Source organism: Spirosoma aureum (assembly GCF_011604685.1).
Classification (GTDB): domain Bacteria; phylum Bacteroidota; class Bacteroidia; order Cytophagales; family Spirosomataceae; genus Spirosoma; species Spirosoma aureum.
The window spans coordinates 146,506-169,279 of record NZ_CP050063.1 but is presented as its reverse complement, the minus strand read 5'-3'; the positions used below and the strand labels follow the sequence as shown (position 1 = coordinate 169,279).

Genomic DNA, 22,774 nt, shown 5'->3' with positions numbered 1-22,774 from the left:
CAGACATGGCACGAGTACGCATCACGCAGGTCAGCAGCACCATCAAACGACCGCTATCTCAAAAAAATGCGATCAAGTCGTTAGGCTTGGGCAAAATCAACCGTAGCGTTGAGCTGGAATACAACGACTCTTTAAAAGGTGCTATCAACAAAGTACAGCACTTAGTGAAGGTTGAAGAAATTTAAGTATCTTTGCGATTCTTTTGGCTTCCTGTTTGCCATGGCCTGGTGTCATGTGCGTATTGAGAGGTCAAAAGAATCGGTTTTTTTAATAATAATAACATGAATTTAAGCAACCTTAGACCGGCAAAAGGTTCCGTCAGAGAGCGCAAGCGAGTCGGACGCGGGCAAGGATCAGGCATGGGCGGAACGTCTACGCGTGGTCACAAAGGAGCGCAGTCGCGCTCAGGTTATAGTCGCAAGACACACTTCGAAGGTGGCCAGATGCCATTGCAACGTCGTGTGCCGAAATTTGGCTTTAAGAATATCAACCGCGTCGAGTACAAACCTCTCAATCTGGATTCGATCCAGGCCTTGGTTGACGAAACCAAAGCAACCGTAGTGGATATCGACTTCCTGCTTCAGCACGGGTTGGTAAGCAAAAAAGATCTTGTGAAAATCTTAAGCCGTGGTGAATTGACATCGGCTGTAGAAGTTCACGCACATGCTTTCTCGAGTAGCGCTAAAGAAGCGATCGAAAAAGCAGGTGGTAAAGCAATTGTGCCCGCTAAACAAGCGAAAGAGGAAGCAACGAACTAAGTTGTGAGCACGGCATCAGCCGCCTACTTTTATGAACCGACTGATCACCACGTTTAAGAATATTTTTGCAATAGATGAGTTGCGGAGTCGTATCCTCAACACGCTATTGTTTATTACGGCGTTTCGTCTTGGTTCAGCAATTGTGCTACCGGGCGTTGACCCTAACAAACTGAATCTGAATCCGCAGGGATTACTCGGTTTGTTAGACACTTTTTTGGGTGGTGCGTTCAGCAAAGCGTCTATTTTCGCATTGGGCATCATGCCATACATCTCGGCATCGATCGCTATTCAGCTACTTACCCTGGCTTTGCCTTACTTCCAGAAAATGCAGAAGGAAGGCGAATCGGGTCGTAAGCGATTGAATCAGATCACACGTGTTCTGACAATTGGTGTAACGGCAGTGCAGGCAATTACCTACATCCGTACAACGATTCCTGCTGAAGCACTCCTGATCGATCGAGGTCTGTTCACAATCTCCTCCCTGTTTATCTTAACCTCAGGCACGATCTTTTGTATGTGGCTGGGTGAACGGATAACAGACAAGGGCATCGGAAATGGTATCTCCATGATCATTATGATCGGGATTGTTTCCCGGCTACCGGGCGCTATCATTGGCGAACAGCAGTCGAGAGGAACAGGTGGTATTCTGCTGTTCGTACTTGAGTTAGTTGCTCTATACTTCGTTGTTATGGGAGCAGTTGTATTGACTCAGGCCGTTCGTCGGATTCCAATTCAGTATGCCAAACAGGTAATTGGAAACAAAGTGGTAGGTGGACAACGGCAATATCTGCCATTGAAACTGAATGCTGCTGGTGTAATGCCGATCATTTTTGCTCAGGCACTGATGTTTATTCCCGGTTATCTGTCGGGATTGTTTGCTGAGAAAAGCGATTTTGCCGCAGGAGTGCAAAATGCTTTCCAAAGCTATACCACCTGGCAATATAACGTTCTGTTTGCTTTGCTGATCATCATCTTCACGTTCTTCTATACAGCGATTTCGGTTAACCCGACTCAAATTGCTGATGACATGAAGCGCAGTGGTGGATTCATTCCAGGAGTTAAACCAGGAATTCAGACTTCTGAATACATTGGTACAGTTCTGGACCGGATTACCTTGCCAGGGGCGATCATGCTGGCGATTGTGGCTATCCTGCCAGCCATTGCTAACTTGCTGGGTATGACCAGTGGTTTTGCACAATTCTTTGGCGGAACGTCACTGCTTATCATGGTCGGTGTTGTACTCGATACATTACAGCAAGTCGAAAGCTATCTGTTAATGCGTCGGTACGAAGGATTGATGAAGTCTGGTCGCGTACAGGGCCGGACTAACGAGACAGTTGCAGCCTAACAAAAATGGCTAGTTCTGATAAGAAAGAAAAAATGATTTATTACAGGAGCGATGAAGAAATCGCCCTGATAAAAATCAGTGCTCAGGTACTTGGAAAAGCTCACGCTGAAGTAGCCAAGCTAATCCGTCCTGGCATTCAGACAAAGGAACTGGATAGGGTCGCCGAAACGTTTATTAAGGATAACGGTGGCTCTCCATCTTTCTTAGGTTATAATAAGTTTCCGGCTTCATTGTGTATATCGGTTAATGATGTGGTTGTCCACGGATTTCCAAGCCGATATGAGCTTCGCGACGGTGACATTATCTCGATCGATTGCGGAGTAAAACTTAATGGCTATCATAGCGATAGTGCCTATACCTATCCCGTTGGAGACGTTAATCCCGCAACACGGCGATTGCTGACCCGGACAAAAGAGTCACTCTATATTGGTATAGAAAAGGCTGTTGAAGGGAATAGGGTAGGCGATATTGGGTACGCCATTCAGACATACACGGAAAAATTCGGGTATTCAGTCGTTCGGGAGTTAGTAGGTCATGGCGTTGGTCAGAACCTGCATGAAGCTCCTGAGGTGCCAAATTATGGCAAACGAGGACAAGGACCAAAATTGCGTGAAGGTATGATTTTGGCGATTGAGCCGATGATTAACTTCGGGAAAAAAGGAATTTTTCAGGAGCGTGATGGCTGGACAATTCGAACGGCCGATCGTAAACCCTCTGCTCACTTCGAACATACAATAGCTGTTCGTAAAGGTAAAGCGGAGATTCTGACAACCTTTGAATACATTGAAGCAGTCACCGCGAACACAAGCCTGATGGTCGAAACACAGGAACTGATGGCGGCATAAAGCGAACATGGCAAAGCAGAATTCTATAGAACAGGATGGTGTGATTTTGGAGGCATTATCAAATGCAATGTTCCGGGTCGAACTGGCAAACAAGCACGAGGTAATCGCTCATATCTCTGGTAAAATGAGGATGAACTACATCAAAATTTTACCAGGAGATCGCGTGAAACTGGAAATGTCGCCTTATGATTTAAGTAAGGCACGGATTGTGTACCGATACAAATGAGTTTACAGTTTTCGGTTTAGAGTTATCAGTCAGTATCTGACAACTCACAATTGAAAACTTATAACTGAAAACTTTTTTATCATGAAAGTTAAAGCGTCCATCAAGAAGCGCAGCGAAGACTGCATCGTGATCCGTCGGAAAGGAAAGCTGTACGTGATCAACAAGAAGAATCCCCGTTATAAACAAAGACAAGGCTAAGAATGGCACGTATTGCAGGTGTTGATATTCCAGACAAGAAGCGTGGCGAAATCGCGCTGACATACATCTACGGCATTGGCCGCAGCCGGGCAAAGAAAATCTTGACCGATGCAGGTATCAATGTTGACAAAAAAGCCAGCGAGTGGTCGGATGAAGAAGCTAGCGCCGTGCGTAATGCGATCTCAAACGAGTACAAGGTAGAAGGTCAGCTACGTTCTGAAGTTCAGTTGAGCATCAAACGCTTGATGGACATTGGTTGCTACCGGGGCCTACGCCACCGGAAAGGCTTGCCCGTTCGTGGTCAGCATACGAAAAACAACTCCCGAACTCGTAAGGGTAAACGGAAGACTGTTGCTAACAAGAAGAAAGTCACCAAATAATTAATTGGTCGTTTCTGGTCATAATGATAGTCATGTGCGGTTATCGGCTGCTAGAAGCCAATCGATAACAAATTATGGCAGCTTATGGCAATGACGATTACCTAAAAAACAATGGCTCAAGCAAAACGCAAAGACAAAGCGAAAAAGCGGGTGGTAGTTGTTGAATCGGTTGGCCAGGTACACATCCGGGCTACGTTTAACAATATCATCATTTCGATCACCAACATGAACGGCCAGGTAATCTCCTGGGCATCGGCCGGTAAAATGGGCTTCCGTGGCTCTAAAAAAAACACGCCGTATGCTGCTCAGACAGCCGCTCAAAACTGTGCTGCCGTTGCCCACGATCTGGGTATGCGCAAAGCAGAAGTGTTTGTGAAAGGTCCAGGATCAGGTCGTGAATCGGCTATCCGTACCATTCAGAACTCCGGGATCGAAGTAACCACGATTCGTGATATTACCCCGCTGCCGCACAATGGTTGCCGGCCGCCAAAACGTCGTCGCGTATAATTACGGATGGCATGAATAGGGGCAGGCGACATTCGGTTGTGTCTGTCCAATGTTTCACAATTATTCATTCATTGAAGAATGGCACGTTACACTGGGCCTAAAGCCAAAGTTTCGCGTAAGTTCGGCGAGCCCATCCTGGGACCGAGCAAGGCGCTCCAAAAGAAAAATTACGGACCGGGTATGCACGGTCGCGGACGCAAACGGAAACAATCCGAATATGCGCTCCAATTGCTCGAGAAGCAAAAAGTAAAATATACCTATGGCATTCTGGAACGCCAGTTCCGGGCATTGTTCCACCGGGCTCAGGTTCGGGAAGGTATCACCGGCGAAAACCTGCTGAAGTTGTGCGAAGCTCGGTTAGATAACACCGTTTATCGCCTTGGTATCGCTTCATCACGTCGGGCAGCTCGCCAGTTAGTATCACACAAGCATATTATTGTTGACGGTGAAGTTGTCAACATTCCTTCTTATTCATTGAAGCCAGGTCAATTGATCGGCGTTCGTGAAAAATCGAAGTCGCTTGAAGCCGTTACTTCTAGCCTGTCAGCTCGTAACACCAAACGTTACAACTGGGTTGAATGGGATAATCAGCAGCTAACGGGTAAGTTCATCAGCTATCCTGAACGGGATCAGATTCCTGAGAACTTCAACGAGCAGGCCATCGTCGAATTATATTCGAAGTAATCAGGCTGGCAGAACTCATTCGGGTTCTGCTGGTTTTAGTATAAATCGTTTATGGTTTACTGTTTTGGTTTGTCGTTCCTTACAATGAAATGCTTCAACCCATTAATTAAAACCATAAACTTGTTTCAGTCTTCACGCCAAGGCAGAGAACTGCTGTAAACAATACGAAACGTATGTCAATTTTAGCGTTCCAAATGCCCGACAAAGTCGTAGTGGAGAAAGCTGACGACTTTCACGGGGTGTTTGAATTCAAACCCCTTGAAAAAGGATACGGTGTAACAATCGGCAATGCGCTCCGGCGTATTTTGCTGTCATCGCTGGAAGGTTATGCGATCACAAGCGTAAAATTTCCGGGTGTGTTGCACGAATTTTCTTCAATCGAGGGTGTGGTTGAAGACGTGACTGAAATCATTCTGAACCTTAAAATGGTTCGTTTTAAGAAGATTTCAGACATGGTTGACAACAAAATTACGGTCAACATCAAGAAGCAATCAGTCTTAAAGGCTGGTGATATATCCAAATTTTCGCCATCATTCGAAGTGCTGAATCCAGAACTGGAAATCTGCCACATCGATGATACACGGGATCTGGAAATGGAAATCTTCGTGGAAAAAGGTCGTGGCTATGTTCCGGCTGATGAACCACGGGCGAATGAACTTCCGTTTGGCCATATACCCATCGATGCTATCTATACGCCAATTAAAAACGTAAAATATAGCGTTGAAAACACCCGGGTTGAGCAGAAAACAGATTATGAGCGTCTTTTGCTGGACATCGAAACAGATGGTTCGATCCACCCGGAAGAAGCGCTGAAAGGTGCCGCTTATATACTGATTCAGCACTTCATGCTGTTCTCGGATCAGACGATGACGTTTGAGACGACGAAACCTGAAGAAGAAAATGTGGTCGATGAGGAAGTACTGCACATGCGGAAACTGCTCAAAACCTCGTTGGCTGACCTCGACTTGTCTGTTCGTGCTTACAACTGCCTTAAGTCGGCTGATGTGCGCACATTGGGTGATCTTGTTCGGTTAGAAATTTCGGACATGATGAAATTCCGCAACTTCGGTAAGAAGTCATTGACGGAATTGGAACAACTCGTTGCGGAAAAGAACCTGACGTTCGGTATGGACGTCGCTAAGTACAGATTAGACGAAGACTAAGTCGGTTTACGGTTTATGGTTTACGGTTTCTCGTCGACGTTTCGATACAAAGCTGTAAACTGTAAACCATAGACCGTAAACCTCACAAGATAATGAGACACGGTAAAAAAGATAATCACCTAAGCCGGACGCACTCGCACCGCGAAGCGATGTTGCAGAACTTGGCGTCTTCGCTAATCCTGCACAAGCGGATCGAGACGACCGTAGCGAAGGCGAAAGAACTCCGCAAATTTGTGGAGCCTATTTTAACGCGGGCTAAAGACGATACCTACCAGAATCGTCGGGTTGTGTTCCAATCACTGACCAACAAAGAAACCGTAAAAGAACTATTCGGAGCTGTAGCTGATAAAATCGCCAGCCGTCCAGGGGGTTATACCCGGATCATCAAACTGGGTAACCGGTTAGGTGATAATGCCGAAACCTGCCTGATCGAATTAGTTGATTTTAACGAAATTCTGATTTCGGCTGCTGCTGAAAAAGCTGCATCAACGACCAAAACACGTCGTAGCCGTCGTGGTAGTGCTCGCCCAGCGGCTGAAGCTGCTCCTGCCGCCGAAGCGACCGAAGCTCCAGTTGCTGAGGTTGTTGCTGAAGTAGCTCAAACAACGGGTGATGACCTAACACTGATTGAAGGTATCGGACCAAAAATTGCTGAGCTGCTAAACAACGCTGGTATCACTACGTTTGCACAATTAGCTGCTTCAGAAGATGAAGCTGTTCAGCAAGTGCTGGCTGACGCCGGTTCTCGCTTTAACGTCCATGATGCAACAACCTGGAACGAACAGGCTGCTCTGGCACGTGATGGCAAACTAGACGAACTGAAAGAATTACAGGATCGTTTGAAAGGTGGTAAAGAAGAATAATTGAGTGATCTACCAACCAGTCATATAGAAATGGGTTAGCCGCACTGGTTAGCCCTTTTTTTTAGTCTTTTAAGCCAAAACGCATAAATGAAACATACGCAGCAACCTGAGGCCTTGCTTGTTTTGCAAGATGGTACCGTATATCGGGGATTAGCACTTGGTAAAAAAGGTACAGCCGGCGGAGAAATTTGCTTTAATACTGGCATGACCGGGTATCAGGAAATTTACACCGACCCATCTTATTATGGGCAGGTTATTATCAATACCACATCGCACATCGGAAATTACGGTGTGTTGAATGATGCCGAACAGGAGTCTAATAGCGTCAAGATTCGGGGGATGGTTTGTAACTTCTTCTCAAATATCCATTCTCGCTATACGGCCGATGGATCGCTTCAGGATTACTTTGAAAAGGCTAATATTGTTGGTATTCATGGTGTCGATACGCGGCAACTGGTACGCTATATTCGTTCGAAGGGCGTAATGAACTGTATTATCTCGTCTGAAATACTTGATCCGGTCGTTTTATTGGCAGAACTGCATAAAGTGCCCGATATGGAAGGGCTTGAACTTTCATCGGAAGTAAGCACAAAGGAATCGTACGAGCAGGGCGATCCGGATTCAAAGCTTCGGGTAGCAGTTCTGGATTTAGGGGTAAAGCGTAGTATATTGACCAACTTCAATGAGCGTGGTGTATTCTGCAAAGTGTTTCCGGCCAAAACACCATATAGTGAATTAGAAGCCTGGAAGCCGAATGGCTATTTTATTGCCAATGGTCCCGGTGATCCCGCAGCGATGCCTTATGCCGTTGAAACCGTAAAGCAGGTATTGGATGCTGAAACGCCCATGTTTGGTATTTGCCTAGGCCACCAGATCTTATCGCTGGCAAGCGGTATTTCGACCTACAAAATGCATAACGGCCACCGCGGCCTCAATCATCCGGTCAAGAATTTGATTACGGGCCATTGCGAAGTAACGTCGCAAAATCACGGGTTTGCGGTGCGGGCCGAAGAGGTCATGGATACGGCTAATGTTGAGCTTACTCACATTAACCTGAATGATAAAACGATTGAAGGTATTCGTCGGAAAGATAAGCCGGCCTTTTCGGTGCAATACCATCCCGAATCGTCGCCGGGGCCGCATGATTCGCGCTATCTGTTTGATCAGTTTGTTGGCATGATGAATGAATAAACTAAAAAAGCCTGGATTCGTCCAGGCTTTTTTAATTACCGGCTGATCGCCAGAATTCCCGGCTCCAGAAGCGTTGGAAGGGCCAGTTCCTGGCTCGAAGCGCAATCGGTAAATAGGCGTGTGATTGCTTCAGCGACTGTTGGTAATAGGCCTCATCATCGGTTAAAACAAGCGATTCATAAACCCCGTCAGCTTTAACCGTTAAGTCTGCAAAAGGAAGTTCGGGCTGCCAATCGGGATGCTGTACTTCTAATTGAACTTTTAAAAGTGAATTGATCGCCGGAGTCGGATTGGCCTGATAATAAGGTTCAAAACCTCCCTTGGCTACATTGAGAGCGTACTCAAGGTACGAGCGCAGTAACCTGGGGCCTTCATGCGCAGCCTCTGTCACCTTAAGTTGTTCGGGCCAAAGGCTGGTAACAACATACACACGCTCACGTGCTCGCGTGACAGCTACGTTCAGGCGATTGGCACCTCCTTTTGTATTTAAGCTACCAAATTGCATCGAAAGCCGTCCACGTTCGTCAGGAGCATAACCGATGGAGAAAATAATAATATCCCGTTCGTCACCCTGAACATTTTCGATGTTTTTTACCAGCAAAGGTGCCGGAAAGTCCCGCTCAGAATCAGCAGAAGACAGATTAGACATGCCCGCTGACTTGCTTTCCAGCATATCCTGAATTAGTTGCTGTTGTGGGTAGTTAAACGTCACAACACCGACCGATCGACCGGGCATTTCAAGGGCGATTTGATCGAGAAGTTCCAGAACGGCTTCGGCTTCGGCGAGATTCGCGTTTTTATCCCAGATGCCTTTAACGTTCAAATAACGGATAGCGGGTTCGTGCCGATTGGCATCGTTGAAATAAGGCAGGAGTTGTAATTTGTTCTGATAAAAATGCTGATTCGAGAACGTGATGAGATCTAGAGAGCGGCTACGGTAGTGCTCCGTTAGCGAAATCTGCGGCAGTTGCTGTGCTGCTAATTCAAGTAACGATTCAACTTCAAGCGCGGTCGGAAGCGTTTCATCAACTGCTTCCGGATCGTCTAACTGAACACGATAAAGATCACTAGGTCGAAGTTGTTGATTATCGCCAGTGACAACGACCTGCTTAGCCCGAAACATCGCTGGAATGCCATTTTCTGCGAAGCACTGGGAAGCTTCGTCGAAAATGACGAGATCGAAAAGCCCTTCGCGAAGCGGGAACATTGCCGATACTGATTCGGGTGAGGCAAGCCAGCAGGGCACAAGTTTAAAAACCTCCTCGGCAAACGACTCCATTAGTTTCCGAACGGGCCAGATGTTTCGCTTCTTGGTTGTTTGATGAAGCAGATCGCGGTAGGTTACAATGTTGTTGAGTCGATTGAAGGTCAGATTACGGTAGGTTTGCTCCCGAAGTTTCATAAGCAGGATATCACGACTAAGCGTCTGTTTACGCTGAACGCTTTCCTGTAGGGCATCTTCAGTGTGCCTCATTTTCAGCGAAGAAACACTGCGGAGTTCAGGATATTTACGCTCCAGGTGATCGAGCCAGGCTAAGCGAAGGGAGTTCGTGAACGTCTCGACCCATTCGGCTGGATTCTTGGAACCCAGTTGTTCAACGACCAGTTGTTCAATTTCTGAAAACCCTTCTTTGAGCCGGTCTGCCTCCACCAGTAAGTCAAAATCCTGACGGAGCGATTGACGAAGGAGATCGGCCAATGAGTGGTTCTGCCAGATTGCTTCCAACTGGGAGTCAGGTAGATATTTCTGTGAAGTGATTCGTTGCTGATCGACCATACCTGCCGTTGAGAGCAAGCGGGCAATAGTATCACGAAATGTAAGGCTTGTAAGCCAGGCTGATATCGGCAATTGATTGAGTACCCGAATCGTTTTTAACCGTTCAACAAAGTGAATCGCCCGACGAAGAAGCCGTAAACCGGCAGGGGTCTCAGCTAGCGGCAGATTGGCTATCAGCGGGCTAATTTGCCGCTTAATCGTCTCGAACTGGATTCGTTTTGCTACCCGGATCCGAAGCGTTTGCAGATCTCTTTCTGACAGGGTCAACTGATTGGAAGCCGCTACAGCCTGAAGCTGGGTTTTGCCTGCACTGGTTAACTGCCACCAATTCCAGCGTACCCAGGACGGGCGAGCCTGTAATGCGTCGGCTACCATTAGCTCAAATGCTGGAATTTCAGCCATCGATAGCGTCAATTCGGGGCCTGGAGAAACCAGCGCTTCTTCCCAATCATCGGCCAATGTTTCGAGCTGAATCTCACCACTATTAAAAGCAGGATGGTTAGGAGTGCTTCGCAGATAGTGTATAATTGGCCAGAATTCTGTCTCATTGGTGTCATCGAGCAGAGACAGTAACGCGGTTAACCCCCAATCATTTGATAACCAGTCAGTTAATTGAGGTAGAGAGGGCGATTGGCCTAGAAGAATACTTGTTTGTTCAATTGCCATTTGTGCCGTCTCAGACCATTGTTTAATAGTCTGATCAGCCTTCGCCAAATCCAGTGGGGCAAACGAACTGAAGCTAACTCGTTGACTCCAGAGATGGTTCGATTCTAGCCGTTGTTGATAATCTACATAAGCGCCCAGCCGCCGAAGAAAGTTATCCACAGTGTTAACAGGGAAATGTGGATAACTTTCTTCCAGCGGAATCGAAGGACCATCTGGATTAGTCGTTAAATAAAGTTCCTTGGCAGAAACTCCGCACTCATTGACATTAAAAAGAGCCTCTTTAAATGCTTGAAGTTCAGTGACTGCCTCATCAATTCGACGGCTTTCCTGATCAAAATCCCGTTCAAGCAACACCGCATTAAGGCTGTTGTTTTTCTGACGGTAACTGTCCAGTTGCTCAACCTGTCCGGCAATCTGTGCATACAGTGCGCGACGGTCGTCCTGAAAGTCATGAATAAGGGCCAGAAACGGGGCCATACCGACCTGTCGGAGACGTTCCTGAACAACATCCAGCGCAGCCCGTTTCTGACAGACAAGCAATACGCGCTTACCTCCGGCAGCCGCATCGGCCATTAAGTTCGCGATCAGCTGAGACTTACCGGTGCCCGGAGGGCCCTGCACAACCAGCGACTGCCCACTTTTCACCGCTCGTAAGGCGACTTCCTGCGAAGCATCGAGCGGCAGAGGAGTATGAATTTTGTTTTCGGACAGGAATGGGGATGTAGAGAAGGAGAGGGCGGAGGGAAATAATCCCTGAAATTCGTCATTGTCTGCATCCAGCTCCTCGTCTCTTGCCAGAAGCGCATCATAATCGGGTACTAAAAACGATCCGGCCTGAGGAAAAATGCCCAAAACAGCTTCAGAATAGAGTTTTAATTCACCTATGCGCTCCAGTTGACCAAGGCTTTTGGCCGTCTGTTTATCAAAAAACTGGAGGGTATCGACGAAAAGATTCTGATTGAAGTTGATTTCCAGCGGACTGGATTTGAGCCACTCGTAAAGCTGCGTACGAAAATTGAGCGCATCGCGGTCAAAATCATCCAGCGGTTTTTCAAGGACTTCGTCTGAAATTTTGACCTGATTAAATTGCCCATAAGCCAACGCAAACGTCGGGTTAAGAAAAGCAAATTCGTCACCTCGCCGTATCAGTTTCCAGAACTTACCCTGTTGTTCAATTTGCACAGGGAAAAAAAGAAGCGGTGCATGAACGACGGTATCATCCAGGAATTTACCCCGTACAAATGGCCAGCCAATGTATAAATCCTCCGTGCCGCGTTCTTCGGTTATGAACGTAGCCGTCCGGGCAATACGTCTGATTTTTTGACTTACTTCATTGCTGCGTTCCTGCCGGGGGTCAAGCACCTCACTTATTGTCAGGGATGCTTTCCGACCAATAAGATCAGCAATCAGGGTAAAGGATGATTTGTTAAGCAGAAAATCAGTTTCGTGCAGGTCTAGAAATTGCCCGGCTGGTAAGCTTGTCAATAACAAGGATCGATTACGGCTGCTAAGATTAGTCAGCCGTCGTCGGAACGCACGGAGTATGGTCTGAACCTGCTGGCGATTTTGATCGATTTTCACAAGATTTGTCTGATTCACAGAATTAAAACGCAAAATCCTGAAAATCTTCTTAATCTTAAGAATCTGGGTTCGGACTTTTTTCAGGTATCAGCCAGGATGCCAGAATACTTACACTTAAAATACCGACAATAATATAAAGGGAATAAACCGGTTGGAAGCCTATCTCCGCCAGCCAGTGTTCAGTGAGCATCTTAACGCCGATAAACGTTAAGAGAACCGCCAGGCCGACTTTGAGGAACCTGAACTTGCTCATGATACTCGACAGGAAAAAGAACATGGAACGAAGGCCCATGATGGCAAAAACGTTCGAGAAGAAGACGATGTAAGGATCTTTCGTAATCGAGAAAATGGCCGGTATAGAGTCAACGGCAAAGACCAGATCGGTAAACGCCACGACAATGACAATGATAAACAGGGGTGTGACAAACAGCTTTCGATCAGACTTACGGCGGACGAAGAAATTGTCCGTCACGTTTCGGTGATAAACATTCAGGTATTTACTGGCGAATCGAACAACGGGGTGTTTGGAAGGCTCAATTTTCTCGTCTTCATCGCCCTGAAAAAACAACTGAACACCCGTATAGACCAGAAAGGCACCGAACAGATACATGATCCACTCGAACCGTTGAATCAGCGCTGAGCCGAGAAAAATGAAGATAAACCGTAGAATGATGGCTCCCAGAATTCCCCAGACCAGAATTTTTTTGTAAAAACGCTGGTGAACACCAAACGAATTGAAAATCAGAATAAATACGAAAATATTGTCGGCAGAAAGAGAATACTCGACCAAATAACCTGTTATGTATTCCAGTGACATATTTGCCTGGAAGTTTGCTAAACTGGCCGGAAAATTGTTAGGGATTAATTTGACGTGTTCAGCGTAGCGGTTTCGGATTTCCTCAAGCCGGGCCATGTCGGTAATGCCATGGACGAGATAACCGAATTGTTGTAGAAAAAAGTAGAAGGCAATAGAAAGAGCAACCCAAATCGTACTCCAGATTGCTGCTTCTTTAAATTCGACAATGTGACTCTTTTGTTTGGTAAATGCTCCCAGGTCAACGGCCATGATGAGCAGAACAAACGTAGCGAATGCGAGGAAAAATACAGTTTCGTTGGAGAGCATAAACAATAAGGCGGATAGCAAACTAACGCCGTGAAGACGGAAAAGTTGACATCAATCCGCAAATCTACGCTCAAACTGTTGAAGCTACCGGCTTCGTTGAGCAAATAATTGGCATAATGCCCCTAACCCGTTAGTTTTGGCCTATGTTTAATAATAAAAAAGTTATTGTGGTAATGCCCGCTTATCGGGCAGCACTAACGCTTGAGCGTACATACCGGGAAATTCCGTTTGATCTTGTCGATGATGTAATTCTGGTAGACGATGCCAGTCCTGATAATACCGTTGACGTTGCCCGGCAGTTGGGAATCCGGCACGTTATCCGGCATGACCGGAATAAAGGCTACGGCGGTAATCAAAAAACATGTTATGCCAAAGCCCTGGAGCTGGGAGCTGATATTGTTGTGATGTTGCATCCTGATTACCAGTATACACCCATGCTGCTACCCGCCATGATCTCGATCATTGGTAACGGGCTTTATCCGGTCGTTTTTGCGTCGAGGATTTTGGGAAAAGGGGCGCTCAAAGGGGGCATGCCAATGTACAAATACATCGCCAACAGATTTCTGACCTTTGCGCAGAACCTGTTGATGAATCAGAAGCTGTCGGAATATCACACGGGCTACCGGGCTTTTTCAGGGGAAGTATTGCGAAGTTTGGACTTTACGCATAATTCCGACGATTTCATTTTTGATAACGAGATGATCGCCCAGATTTTCTACAAGGGGTATGAGATTGCCGAAGTTACCTGTCCGACAAAATACTTTGAGGAAGCCTCGTCGATCAACTTCCGTAGAAGCTCCATCTATGGCTTAGGCGTTCTTCGAACCTCCCTGTTGTATTTTTTTACAAAACTGGGACTAATGCGCTGGAAGATTCTGACGTAGCGAAATCAGGAATTATAGATGATTTATTGACAAGGGCTTCGAGAACCATAGCTTCCAGGGTCAGGCCCGGCCCGAATGCGCAACTCAGAATATTGGGCCGGTCAGTATCGAGCCTGGCTACCCCGGAAATAAGGTCTTCCCAAACTGCTTTTAAGACAAATAAGACCGTTGCCGATGACATATTCCCAAATTGTCGCAACACGTTATACGCATAACGGTCATCATTGGCTGTAATGCCGAGTTGTTCTTCGATTACTTCCAGGATTCGACGACCGCCAGGGTGTAGCGCATACTGACCAATATCGCCTAATGTCAAATCGCATTGAGCCAGCAGCCGTTGCATGAGCTGGCCAATACCTCGCTGAATGTGATTAGGCACCTCAGCCGTAAGGGTCATTTCGAAGCCGAAATCGCTAATATGCCAGGCCATAGCGTCTTTTCCTTCGGGCAGCAAATCACAATAGAACGATCGAAGGCGAAACGATTGCTGAGCGCGGGGTTTACTTTCGACCAACACGGCAGCCGACCCATCGGCAAACAGAGCATTTGAAAGTAAATAGTCCGTTTCTGTTTTCTTCTGAAAGTGAATAGTACACAATTCAATACAAACGACCAGTACTTTTGCATCCGGCTCAGACCGAACAATAGCATTGGCCGCTTTCAGGCCGTTGAAAGCCCCATAGCATCCCATAAAATTGATTGCCAGCCGTTGAGTGTTCGTGGATAAGCCAAGCGCTTCAATGATCTCAATGTCTGGCCCTGGTGCATACAGCCCCGTACAACTAACGGTGATCAAATGGGTAATGGTTTGTGGGTCGAAGTCGGGATAGCTACTAAAACAATCGCTAATGGCCTTCAAGGCTAGTGGAACTGCTTCCTGTCGATAAACGCCCATTCGCTGGCTCACCGTCGGAAATGGCTCCATACCCGGCGTGTTGGGGTAGAAGGTAAATTCACCCATTGAGCGGGTATAATCGGCCATAACCGTATGCCGCTTTTCGATGCGGGTATAGCGGTACAAAGTCATTAATCGACGGCGATCGCGATCATCGAACTGAAGGAGATCGGCCATGAACTCTGCCGCATGTTGTTGAGAGGCATAGTAAGCAGGTACTGCAGTACCGATAGCATTGATATAACCGTCTGATTGAGATTGCCGTGGAGCCATTCGCCGACGCGTTCATTTATTCATAGAACGCCATTGGTTGTATAACTATGCTGATTGCCGAAAGTTCTGTAAATTGACGACTCTCATTAAAAACACGCCATGACCGCCCGTACTATTTGGCTTCACCTGCGCGTACCCTTCTCGTTTTTCTTATTGCCGATGTTCTGGTTTGCCATTAGTCAATCAGCGGCTCCAGATCTTACTAAATCTATAATTGTGCTTCTGGTTGTGCATTTGCTGCTTTATCCGGCCAGTAATGCTTATAATAGCTATTTTGACAAAGATGAAGGCAGCATTGGCGGCCTGGAAACGCCCCCTCCCGTCGACAAAGATCTGTATTGGGTATCGTGGGTGCTCGATGGGGTCGCGCTTTTGCTGGGAATGTTTGTTAACTGGCCTTTTATACTCTACTTACTTGTTTACGGATTTGTTACAAAAGCATATAGCCACGACCGGATACGACTCAAGAAGTACCCGATTTTGAGCTGGTTCCTGATCAGTATTCTTCAGGGAGGGCTAACGTACGTCATGACCTATATTTCCATCAATAATTTACCGTTATCTGCTATTACGGAACCTAAACTCCTCTTTGGTGGCTTGCTGGCTATGTTAAATCTGATGGCTTTATATCCTGTTACGCAGGTATATCAGCATGAAGAAGATGCGCGCCGGGGCGATATGACCATCAGTCGGATGATGGGAGTTCGGGGAACATTCTTTAGTGCGGTGATACTTTATGCGTTGTCGTTAATTGGCTTCTATACCTATTTTGACGGTAGCTATGTTGTATTACTATATCTGGCGTTTCTGTTTCCGGCTGTTGTTTTCTTTCTGCGCTGGTTTTGGCTGGTATATCGAGACAATAGTCTGGCGAATTATCGGACAACTATGCGGATGATGTGGATTTCGAGCATTGGCTTGAATAGTTTTTTTCTGGTTTTAATTGTATTAACTCGTTCGTAATCAGTTTTGAGTGGCATATACGAGGAGAATAGGTAATTTTTTTTCAGCGATAGACTTGACAAACGGATAAAACCCACTAAATTTGCATCCACAATTCGCCGAGGTAGGGCAAATTGAAAATGCGAAAGTAGCTCAGCTGGTAGAGCGCGACCTTGCCAAGGTCGAGGTCGCGGGTTCGAACCCCGTCTTTCGCTCCACGAAAAAGGCACCGACCCACGGTGCTTTTTTCGTAAATGTCCGCTTCTGTGGAAGCGCCGGGATGGTGGAATTGGTAGACACGCCGGACTTAAAATCCTGTGAGCTTTACGGCTCGTGCGGGTTCGACTCCCGCTCCTGGTACCCAAGGCTCTACCAAGAGCAACTAAGAGAAAGCAAAAGCCACTGATAATCAGTGGCTTTTGTGTTTTCCCGCCTTTCTGTTACTTATCGCTTTCTTGTCACCTATTTGGGATCATTCTCACTTCTTGTGGAATGCACTGCCTTTTTTATGTTTGTGATTTTGCTGTGAAAAAAGGTATGGAAAAATGATTTTACAACCCCGGATTCCTCGATAATCTAATTGATTCCTGAATTGCCGCACCAACCCTTCTTTAAGAAGGATTGGTTGATACACTGTGCCGTTCTGGCGCGACACAGACAGCAGATAACTCAGTCGGGTATTACGAGGTAATGAACCTCGACCCTCCTTTCTTTCGGGTTAACCTAAGCACGAATTGAGTATCGGGCGACGCCAATAAGCAATTGGTGTGAAAACCAAGGATGCATAAATCCTATGATCGTAATTACTGGGCTTTATATAAACGTGCCTATACCGTCGCCCTTGTATTTCTTATAAAAGGCAAAGCTTTATCAAAAAACGACACAAAAAACGATTTCCAGGTTTGCCGTTTCTGCTCTATTCCATAGCCTATAATCATAGCGACGATGCCAATGCATAAGGCGATTGGCATCCACCATTTTGAGGTATAGCTTACCAGAGATTGAAATAAAATAATAAGCGGGTAATGTAGAATATAGAGTGAAAATGTTAGATCGGCAATGAGCCTAAATTGGGTAAACCAAGCTGGTTTTTGCAGGTGCAGGTCTTGAAACGGAAAGAAGTAGATGGTGGCCGCAATAAAAACTCCAAATAGCCAATCGGTAATGAATTGATTGGAAAAATAAAATGGCGGATAACCAATTGAATAAGGCATCCCTGGATTTGAAAAGGCAATGACAGCTCCCGTAACTGACACTATTGATAGGACGCAAAGTAAACTGATTCCTAGATTTGATTTGGGAAGGCGTTGTATGTAACATCCCATTAACCATACGGGCATAAGAAGCACTATTTGCGGGCCTGCCAGTAGGCACGCCAAGATTGCAAGGAGTTTGCCTTTAGCACTAATACGTCCTCCATAAATCCAGAGACCAAAAAATAGGTAATACCAAAATTCATAACATAGAGACCAAAGCGGTGAATTTATGGTAGGGTAAGATGAAAGTCCCCAGATTTGAGATAAGAAACAAACCGATAGTAGATACCGAATCACTTCATACCTTCTGGTGTATTGGTCAGCCAGAACAGGATCAATGTAAAAAATGAAAAAGTGAATCAGTACGGTAAGGAATAGGGCTGGGATTAAGACTGAATATAGCCTGGTGAGTCGCGCAATTGCATAACCTAAGGCGCTTGATTTTCCTGCTGTGCTGTATGAAATAACATAGCCAGAAAGGACAAAGAAAATAATAACGGCATAGTGGCCTGTATCACCTCTAAAGATTTTGGGTGAAGGAGAAAGCTTTTCTTCTGAATGAACGAGTAGGACTATAACAGCTGAGCAAATTCTGAGGAAATCCAGAAAAAGGCTAGTGGTGAAAGGCAGTGGCGATTTCCTATTTTCCATATCTACCCAATATAGAAACAGAATAATCAATCAAGGAACGAAGTGATTAACCGGCACCATAACCCACTACATATTACTGATTGCCATCACCAACGAAGCGGGCGAAATTCTCCTGGCTTTCGAGGGTAAGGAGCTGATCCAGCGATTGTTATCCGAGTTTATAGTGCTAGATTGTCGACTATGAATGCTCTTATATCTGAATCGGTTCGCAAACTCTCAACCAGGTGTTCCGGTATCCTGTTGATGTAATCCAAAAAATGCGAGCAGAAGGCCTATGAAATCAGTGATCTATTCGGTCCGCAACTTCATTTTGGTCGTTCTAAGGCAGTATGTGCAGGTAGATGCAAGCCTTTAGCAGGTAGTGATTGACTACACTTGCCTCCATTTAAGCCAATGAACTATTTAGTAACTCTTTTGCTTCTTGCTTCCCTGATCACATCTGGTCGCGCACAAACACCATTGAAGCTTGCCATTGCTGGTTTAAGTCATGGACATGTAGGCTGGATTTTTAACCGACCAGATAAAAAGGACGTTGAGCTGGTTGGTATTTACGAACCGAATCAGGAACTGGTTGATCGTTTTATTAAACGATATAATCTGGATAAGAAGCTGTTTTTTAGTGATTTAACGAAGATGCTGGATCAGACAAAACCAGAGGCTGTTTCGGCTTTTGGAGCAATCAGTGACCATATCACGATCGTACGTGCCTGTGCTCCCAGAAAAATAAATGTAATGGTGGAAAAACCATTGGCTACTACGTTTGCCGATGCAAAAGAAATTCAAGCCCTTGCTCAGAAGAATACGATTAAAGTCCTGACCAATTTCGAAACGTCCTGGTATGCCAGCAACCAGTATGTTAATGAATTGTATCAGGCCGGAAAATTAGGGGAGATTAGAAAAGTTATGGTCAATGACGGGCATCAGGGGCCTAAAGAAATTAACGTCAGCAACGAGTTTTTTGCCATTTTAACTGATCCTGCCAAAAACGGAGCGGGTGCTTTGGTCGATTTTGGCTGTTATGGCGCTAACCTGATGACCTGGTTGATGAAAGGCAAACGCCCGCTTTCCGTAATGGCCGTTACGCATCAAAATAAACCAAATATCTATCCGAACGTCGACGATGAAGCTACCATCGTTTTGCAGTACCCGACTGCCCAATGTATTATTCAGGGCTCCTGGAACTGGACATTTGCCCGCAAGGACATGGAAGTGTACGGAACAAAGGGATACGCTGTGGCTATTGATGCAACAACCGTCAGGGAACGGTTAGACGGTAAAGCCCCGGAAGAACGAAAAAAACTTGATCCCCGGCCAGCCCCTTTTACCGATCCTTTTTCGGTATTGGCAGACGTAGTGCAAGGCCGCCTGAAACTGGATGAAAACGATTTATATGAATTACCGGTCAACGTAACAGTTGTTGAAATTCTGGAAGCGGCCAAAGCCTCCGCAAAATCAGGCAAGTCAGTTTCGTTAAAGTGATTAAAGATACTTCTGATAGGAGTCTGGGTTCACTATAAGCCCAGACTCCTATTGATTTAATAATTTGCGAATTATCGCCATATCTGGATGAGTCAAACCGGCGGCTTCCAATTCATCGAGGTCGGCCAAAAAAGTCTTTTTGTACCTGCCGGATCGGTGGGGTTTGTTTTTCAGATATGTGTAGAGCGATTTGGCATCGTCAAGTTTGCCCTGCATCAGGTAGGCCATTGCTAAATTGGCATTAACCCATGCTTCGTGGTCATCGAAGGAAAGCGACTTCTCCGCTAATGATTGCGCTTTGGCAAACTTTCTGCTGAAAAGCGAGTGATACGACCAGTTGCTCAATTCACGGGCCATCAGCGCTGAGTCTGCATCACCGAATTGTTTTTCGACCAGTTCAACCACTTTTTGCTGTAAGGAATCGGCTTCCAGAAAATAGCTGCTACGCTCCTGCGCATCGCTTAGGAGCGCCAGTCGATGCAGGACCTGAATCTGGAGCGAGGTTGCCTGTCCACCATCCGTTGCCGCAAGTCGCTCCAGGATGTCTTTGGTCCGTACAAACGCACCTTTGGCTTCTCTGGGCCGTTCTGTGTCGAAGTAGAGATTCCCCATATCCATCAGTGTATACACCAGGTCGGGTTCAAAGTCGATTGGCTTCTTTTTAGCAAGCTTTTCCTGAATGGTTTTGGCCTCTTGATACAAGGCTTCGGCTTCGGGGTAGCGCTTCATTTCGGTGTAGTAAAAGCCCATATCGCCCAGCGTCATCGCCAGGGTCGGTTCAAACAGCTCGGGAAACTTACCGGCGAGTTTCTGCTGTATTGTTTTGGCACGCGTATACGTTGCTTCGGCTTCGGGATAGCGTTTGGTATCCCGGTAAAAATTACCGATGTCAGTCAGAGTTTGTGCCAGATCGCCCTCAAACTGGTCGGGGTTTTTCTGGGCGAGTTTTTCCCGAATGGTTTTGGCCTGTTGATACGAGGCTTCTGCTTCAGGATACCGCTTCGTCAGGGTATACAGATCGCCTAAATCATTGAGCACCTGCGCCAGACTCGGTTCATATAGGTCAGGATTTTTCTGAGCGAGCTTCTCCCGAATGGCTTTGGACTGTTTATACGCCGTTTCTGCGTCGGGTATCCGCTCCAGGTCAGAATTGAGCGTACCCAGATTATTCAGGGTAGATGCCAGATCCGGTTCGTATTGATCCGCATTCCGGCGAACAAGCCGGTCCTGAATCGTTTTGGCGCGGAGGTACGTCTTTCCGGCGTCGCCTAACCGTTTGTTGATGTAATAAAACGTGCCCAGGTTATTGAGTGAAAACGCCAGATCGGCCTCAAACTCATCGGCGTACTTTTCAACCAGTTTCTCGCGGATGTTCTTGGCCTGAACAAACGCTTTTTCAGCCTCATCGAATTGTCTTTTTTTCGAGTAAAGTGTCCCTAATCCGTCCAGTACGTGGGCCAGACCCGACTCACTCTGCTCAGGATTGGTCCGGGCCAGTTGTTGCCTTAGGGTTTTGGCTTGCTGAAGCGCGGCTTCGGCTTCCTCGAACCGATTGTTGGCCATGTGATAATAGCCTAACTCGACGTAGATGTCGGCCTTAAGCGAAGCGGGTGGATTGAGGTCTAAGGCTTTCTGATACCAACGCCCTGGTTCAAGAGGCCGGTTCAGTTGCTGTAAAAAGTTGGCGTAGGTAAGTATGTTTTCCACCTGCGTCGGATCGGCCTGGATGGCTTCCTCATACCAATGAGCCGCCTGTTCCATGTCGTACTGGCTACGGTAAATGTTGGCTTTTAGCAAACACTTACCGATGTAGGCTGCCCGATCCTCCACCGATCCTTGATTTGTTTGCTCATTTACACTGGAAGATGCACCATTCGGAGGTGCGCCAGTGCCCACCTGGGCGCTCTTTTTCATGGATTGTTTGATGCGTATATCGTCATCGTCCAGCGCCGATAACGCTTTCGCAAACTGGCCTTCTTTGTATTGCAGGAACGCTTTCTGATAACTACTGTCGATTGCGGTTTGCTTCGCAAAAACGGCCGCCATTGCCTGGGCTTCGCTCAGCTGTTTATCCCGTTCGCTCAGGGCCTGCTCATAGCGGTTTTGCATCCGGGACAGGCTATCGCGCAGTTGCTCGATTGTCTTATTTTTTTCGGTACTGGCCAGCTCGTTCTGCCGACTCTTTTGCCAGGCCAATTCCTTTTTGCCCAGACTGTCGAGCAGCCGCTGGTTCTCCTGTTTTTGCTGTTCAACAAGTTTTCGTAACTCTCCGGACTTATCGTTCTGTCGGGCCGAATCCTGTTGCTGCATTAGTTTCGTCAACAACTGCTGATTTTCCTGTCGCTGTCGGTCCAGGATTTTTTCCAATTCGGCAATTTTACTTTTCTGGTTGGCTCCTCCACGATCCAGACTGTCGATCAGTTGTTTGTCGGCCCCCCGTTGCTTTTCGAGTAATTTCTGCAACTCATTGATGCGACTGGTGAGCATCGCAGGCGCTTTAACCAGACTATCCAGTACGCGTTGATATTCTTTTTGTTGCTGCTGCAGCCGTTGCTCCAGAGCTCCGGTTGATGGTTGCGGTTGTCCGTCAGGTTTTTTCGCTCCATTTGCGATGAGCCGCTGTTGATCAACTACCAGATCGGTTAGTTTCTTGATGTCTCCTTTCATCGACGTCAGGCCTTTATCCAACGCCACGCCGGCAATAGTAGCGTAGTACTGCCGTCTTGCTTTTTCAATGTCCTGGACTTGCGCCACAATCAGCTTAAACTGGAAATCAGAGGGGTCGGCCAGCTGGCGGATCGTATAGGAATAGATTTCACTGTGGTTAACGATATCCCAATTGCTGCCGCCTAACTTGATGCGAACTGTCATGCCCGGACACTTATTCAGGCGATACCGAAAGATACCATTGGCATCGCTCAGGGGGCCCTGATTGCCGTCAATCACAATCGGTATCTGAGGTAATCGGCCTTTGTTGGTGTAAAGGGTTATTTCGCCCTTATATTCCTGTAAACAAGGAGCCTGCGCCTGCATTAGCAGCGGCAGACTCACTAAAACGATTAGTGCAATTACCGTTTTCATGGG

20 protein-coding genes and 2 tRNA genes are annotated in these 22,774 nt (G+C 46.6%); 17 read left to right on the top strand and 5 right to left on the bottom strand.

The genetic code is table 11. From position 1 onward, the window contains the following. Nucleotides 1-5: 5 nt before the first annotated feature. The 12 genes from rpmD to carA all read left to right on the top strand — a co-directional run bounded on the left by rpmD (nt 6) and on the right by carA (nt 8,163). On the top strand, nt 6-185 hold the full coding sequence (gene rpmD, locus G8759_RS00645) for a 50S ribosomal protein L30 (protein WP_162388475.1): 180 nt from the start codon (nt 6-8) through the stop codon (nt 183-185). A gap of 96 nt (nt 186-281) precedes the next feature. After that, on the top strand, nt 282-758 hold the full coding sequence (rplO, locus tag G8759_RS00640; RefSeq protein WP_162388474.1) for a 50S ribosomal protein L15: 477 nt from the start codon (nt 282-284) through the stop codon (nt 756-758). A gap of 31 nt (nt 759-789) precedes the next feature. After that, nucleotides 790-2,106, top strand: a complete 1,317-nt coding sequence (secY, locus tag G8759_RS00635) for a preprotein translocase subunit SecY (RefSeq protein WP_162388473.1) — start codon at nt 790-792, stop codon at nt 2,104-2,106. A 32-nt stretch (nt 2,107-2,138) separates the two neighbouring features. Then, nucleotides 2,139-2,951, top strand: coding sequence for a type I methionyl aminopeptidase (gene map / locus G8759_RS00630; RefSeq protein WP_167218595.1), 813 nt, complete (start codon nt 2,139-2,141; stop codon nt 2,949-2,951). Nucleotides 2,952-2,958: 7 nt separating this feature from the next. Further along, nucleotides 2,959-3,177 (top strand): translation initiation factor IF-1, encoded by a 219-nt coding sequence (gene infA, locus G8759_RS00625; protein WP_009284801.1) that lies wholly within the window; start codon nt 2,959-2,961, stop codon nt 3,175-3,177. 81 nt (nt 3,178-3,258) lie between these two features. Next, nucleotides 3,259-3,375, top strand: a complete 117-nt coding sequence (ykgO, locus tag G8759_RS00620; RefSeq protein ID WP_009284800.1) for a type B 50S ribosomal protein L36 — start codon at nt 3,259-3,261, stop codon at nt 3,373-3,375. A gap of 2 nt (nt 3,376-3,377) precedes the next feature. Continuing rightward, on the top strand, nt 3,378-3,755 hold the full coding sequence (gene rpsM, locus G8759_RS00615; protein ID WP_162388472.1) for a 30S ribosomal protein S13: 378 nt from the start codon (nt 3,378-3,380) through the stop codon (nt 3,753-3,755). A gap of 111 nt (nt 3,756-3,866) precedes the next feature. Next, the gene (rpsK, locus tag G8759_RS00610) at nt 3,867-4,262 is read left to right on the top strand and encodes a 30S ribosomal protein S11 (protein ID WP_162388471.1); all 396 of its coding nucleotides are present in this window, start codon (nt 3,867-3,869) and stop codon (nt 4,260-4,262) included. Nucleotides 4,263-4,340: 78 nt separating this feature from the next. Further along, nucleotides 4,341-4,946 (top strand): 30S ribosomal protein S4, encoded by a 606-nt coding sequence (gene rpsD, locus G8759_RS00605; RefSeq protein ID WP_167204287.1) that lies wholly within the window; start codon nt 4,341-4,343, stop codon nt 4,944-4,946. A 173-nt stretch (nt 4,947-5,119) separates the two neighbouring features. Next, on the top strand, nt 5,120-6,109 hold the full coding sequence (locus G8759_RS00600) for a DNA-directed RNA polymerase subunit alpha (protein ID WP_162388469.1): 990 nt from the start codon (nt 5,120-5,122) through the stop codon (nt 6,107-6,109). A 92-nt stretch (nt 6,110-6,201) separates the two neighbouring features. Further along, nucleotides 6,202-6,972 carry a 50S ribosomal protein L17 gene (gene rplQ, locus G8759_RS00595; protein WP_167204285.1) on the top strand — a complete coding sequence of 257 codons (771 nt, stop codon included), beginning with the start codon at nt 6,202-6,204 and terminating at the stop codon, nt 6,970-6,972. An 87-nt stretch (nt 6,973-7,059) separates the two neighbouring features. Then, nucleotides 7,060-8,163, top strand: coding sequence for a glutamine-hydrolyzing carbamoyl-phosphate synthase small subunit (gene carA, locus G8759_RS00590; RefSeq protein ID WP_167204283.1), 1,104 nt, complete (start codon nt 7,060-7,062; stop codon nt 8,161-8,163). 31 nt (nt 8,164-8,194) lie between these two features. Here the strand turns inward: carA and G8759_RS00585 are convergent, their stop codons facing one another. Together G8759_RS00585 and G8759_RS00580 are read right to left on the bottom strand one after the other, a co-directional pair. Beyond that, nucleotides 8,195-12,187, bottom strand: a complete 3,993-nt coding sequence (locus tag G8759_RS00585) for an AAA domain-containing protein (protein WP_232074087.1) — start codon at nt 12,185-12,187, stop codon at nt 8,195-8,197. 55 nt (nt 12,188-12,242) lie between these two features. Next, nucleotides 12,243-13,310 carry a TerC/Alx family metal homeostasis membrane protein gene (locus G8759_RS00580; RefSeq protein ID WP_167204279.1) on the bottom strand — a complete coding sequence of 356 codons (1,068 nt, stop codon included), beginning with the start codon at nt 13,308-13,310 and terminating at the stop codon, nt 12,243-12,245. Nucleotides 13,311-13,453: 143 nt separating this feature from the next. Here G8759_RS00580 and G8759_RS00575 point away from each other — a divergent pair, with 143 nt between their 5' ends. Further along, nucleotides 13,454-14,194, top strand: a complete 741-nt coding sequence (locus G8759_RS00575) for a glycosyltransferase family 2 protein (protein ID WP_167204277.1) — start codon at nt 13,454-13,456, stop codon at nt 14,192-14,194. Here G8759_RS00575 and G8759_RS00570 read toward each other — a convergent pair. Next, complete coding sequence (locus G8759_RS00570) at nt 14,154-15,362, bottom strand: type III polyketide synthase (protein WP_167204275.1); 1,209 nt, start codon at nt 15,360-15,362, stop codon at nt 14,154-14,156. The two genes, G8759_RS00575 and G8759_RS00570, sit on opposite strands and share 41 nt — an antisense overlap. A 99-nt stretch (nt 15,363-15,461) precedes the next feature. Here G8759_RS00570 and G8759_RS00565 point away from each other — a divergent pair, with 99 nt between their 5' ends. From G8759_RS00565 to G8759_RS00555, 3 genes are all read left to right on the top strand, one after another. Beyond that, on the top strand, nt 15,462-16,325 hold the full coding sequence (locus G8759_RS00565) for a UbiA family prenyltransferase (protein WP_167204273.1): 864 nt from the start codon (nt 15,462-15,464) through the stop codon (nt 16,323-16,325). A 121-nt stretch (nt 16,326-16,446) separates the two neighbouring features. Beyond that, nucleotides 16,447-16,522: transfer RNA gene (locus G8759_RS00560), tRNA-Gly, on the top strand. A 56-nt stretch (nt 16,523-16,578) separates the two neighbouring features. Beyond that, nucleotides 16,579-16,664 (top strand) — tRNA-Leu (locus G8759_RS00555). A gap of 467 nt (nt 16,665-17,131) precedes the next feature. Here the strand turns inward: G8759_RS00555 and G8759_RS00550 are convergent. Then, complete coding sequence (locus G8759_RS00550) at nt 17,132-18,211, bottom strand: acyltransferase family protein (RefSeq protein WP_167204271.1); 1,080 nt, start codon at nt 18,209-18,211, stop codon at nt 17,132-17,134. A gap of 393 nt (nt 18,212-18,604) precedes the next feature. Here G8759_RS00550 and G8759_RS00545 point away from each other — a divergent pair, with 393 nt between their 5' ends. After that, nucleotides 18,605-19,690 carry a Gfo/Idh/MocA family protein gene (locus G8759_RS00545; RefSeq protein WP_167204269.1) on the top strand — a complete coding sequence of 362 codons (1,086 nt, stop codon included), beginning with the start codon at nt 18,605-18,607 and terminating at the stop codon, nt 19,688-19,690. A gap of 48 nt (nt 19,691-19,738) precedes the next feature. On the opposite strand, the gene G8759_RS00540 is transcribed toward G8759_RS00545, so the two are convergent. Next, entirely contained in the window at nt 19,739-22,771 is a 3,033-nt protein-coding gene (locus tag G8759_RS00540) for a tetratricopeptide repeat protein (protein ID WP_167204267.1), read from the bottom strand. Nucleotides 22,772-22,774 lie beyond the last annotated feature (3 nt).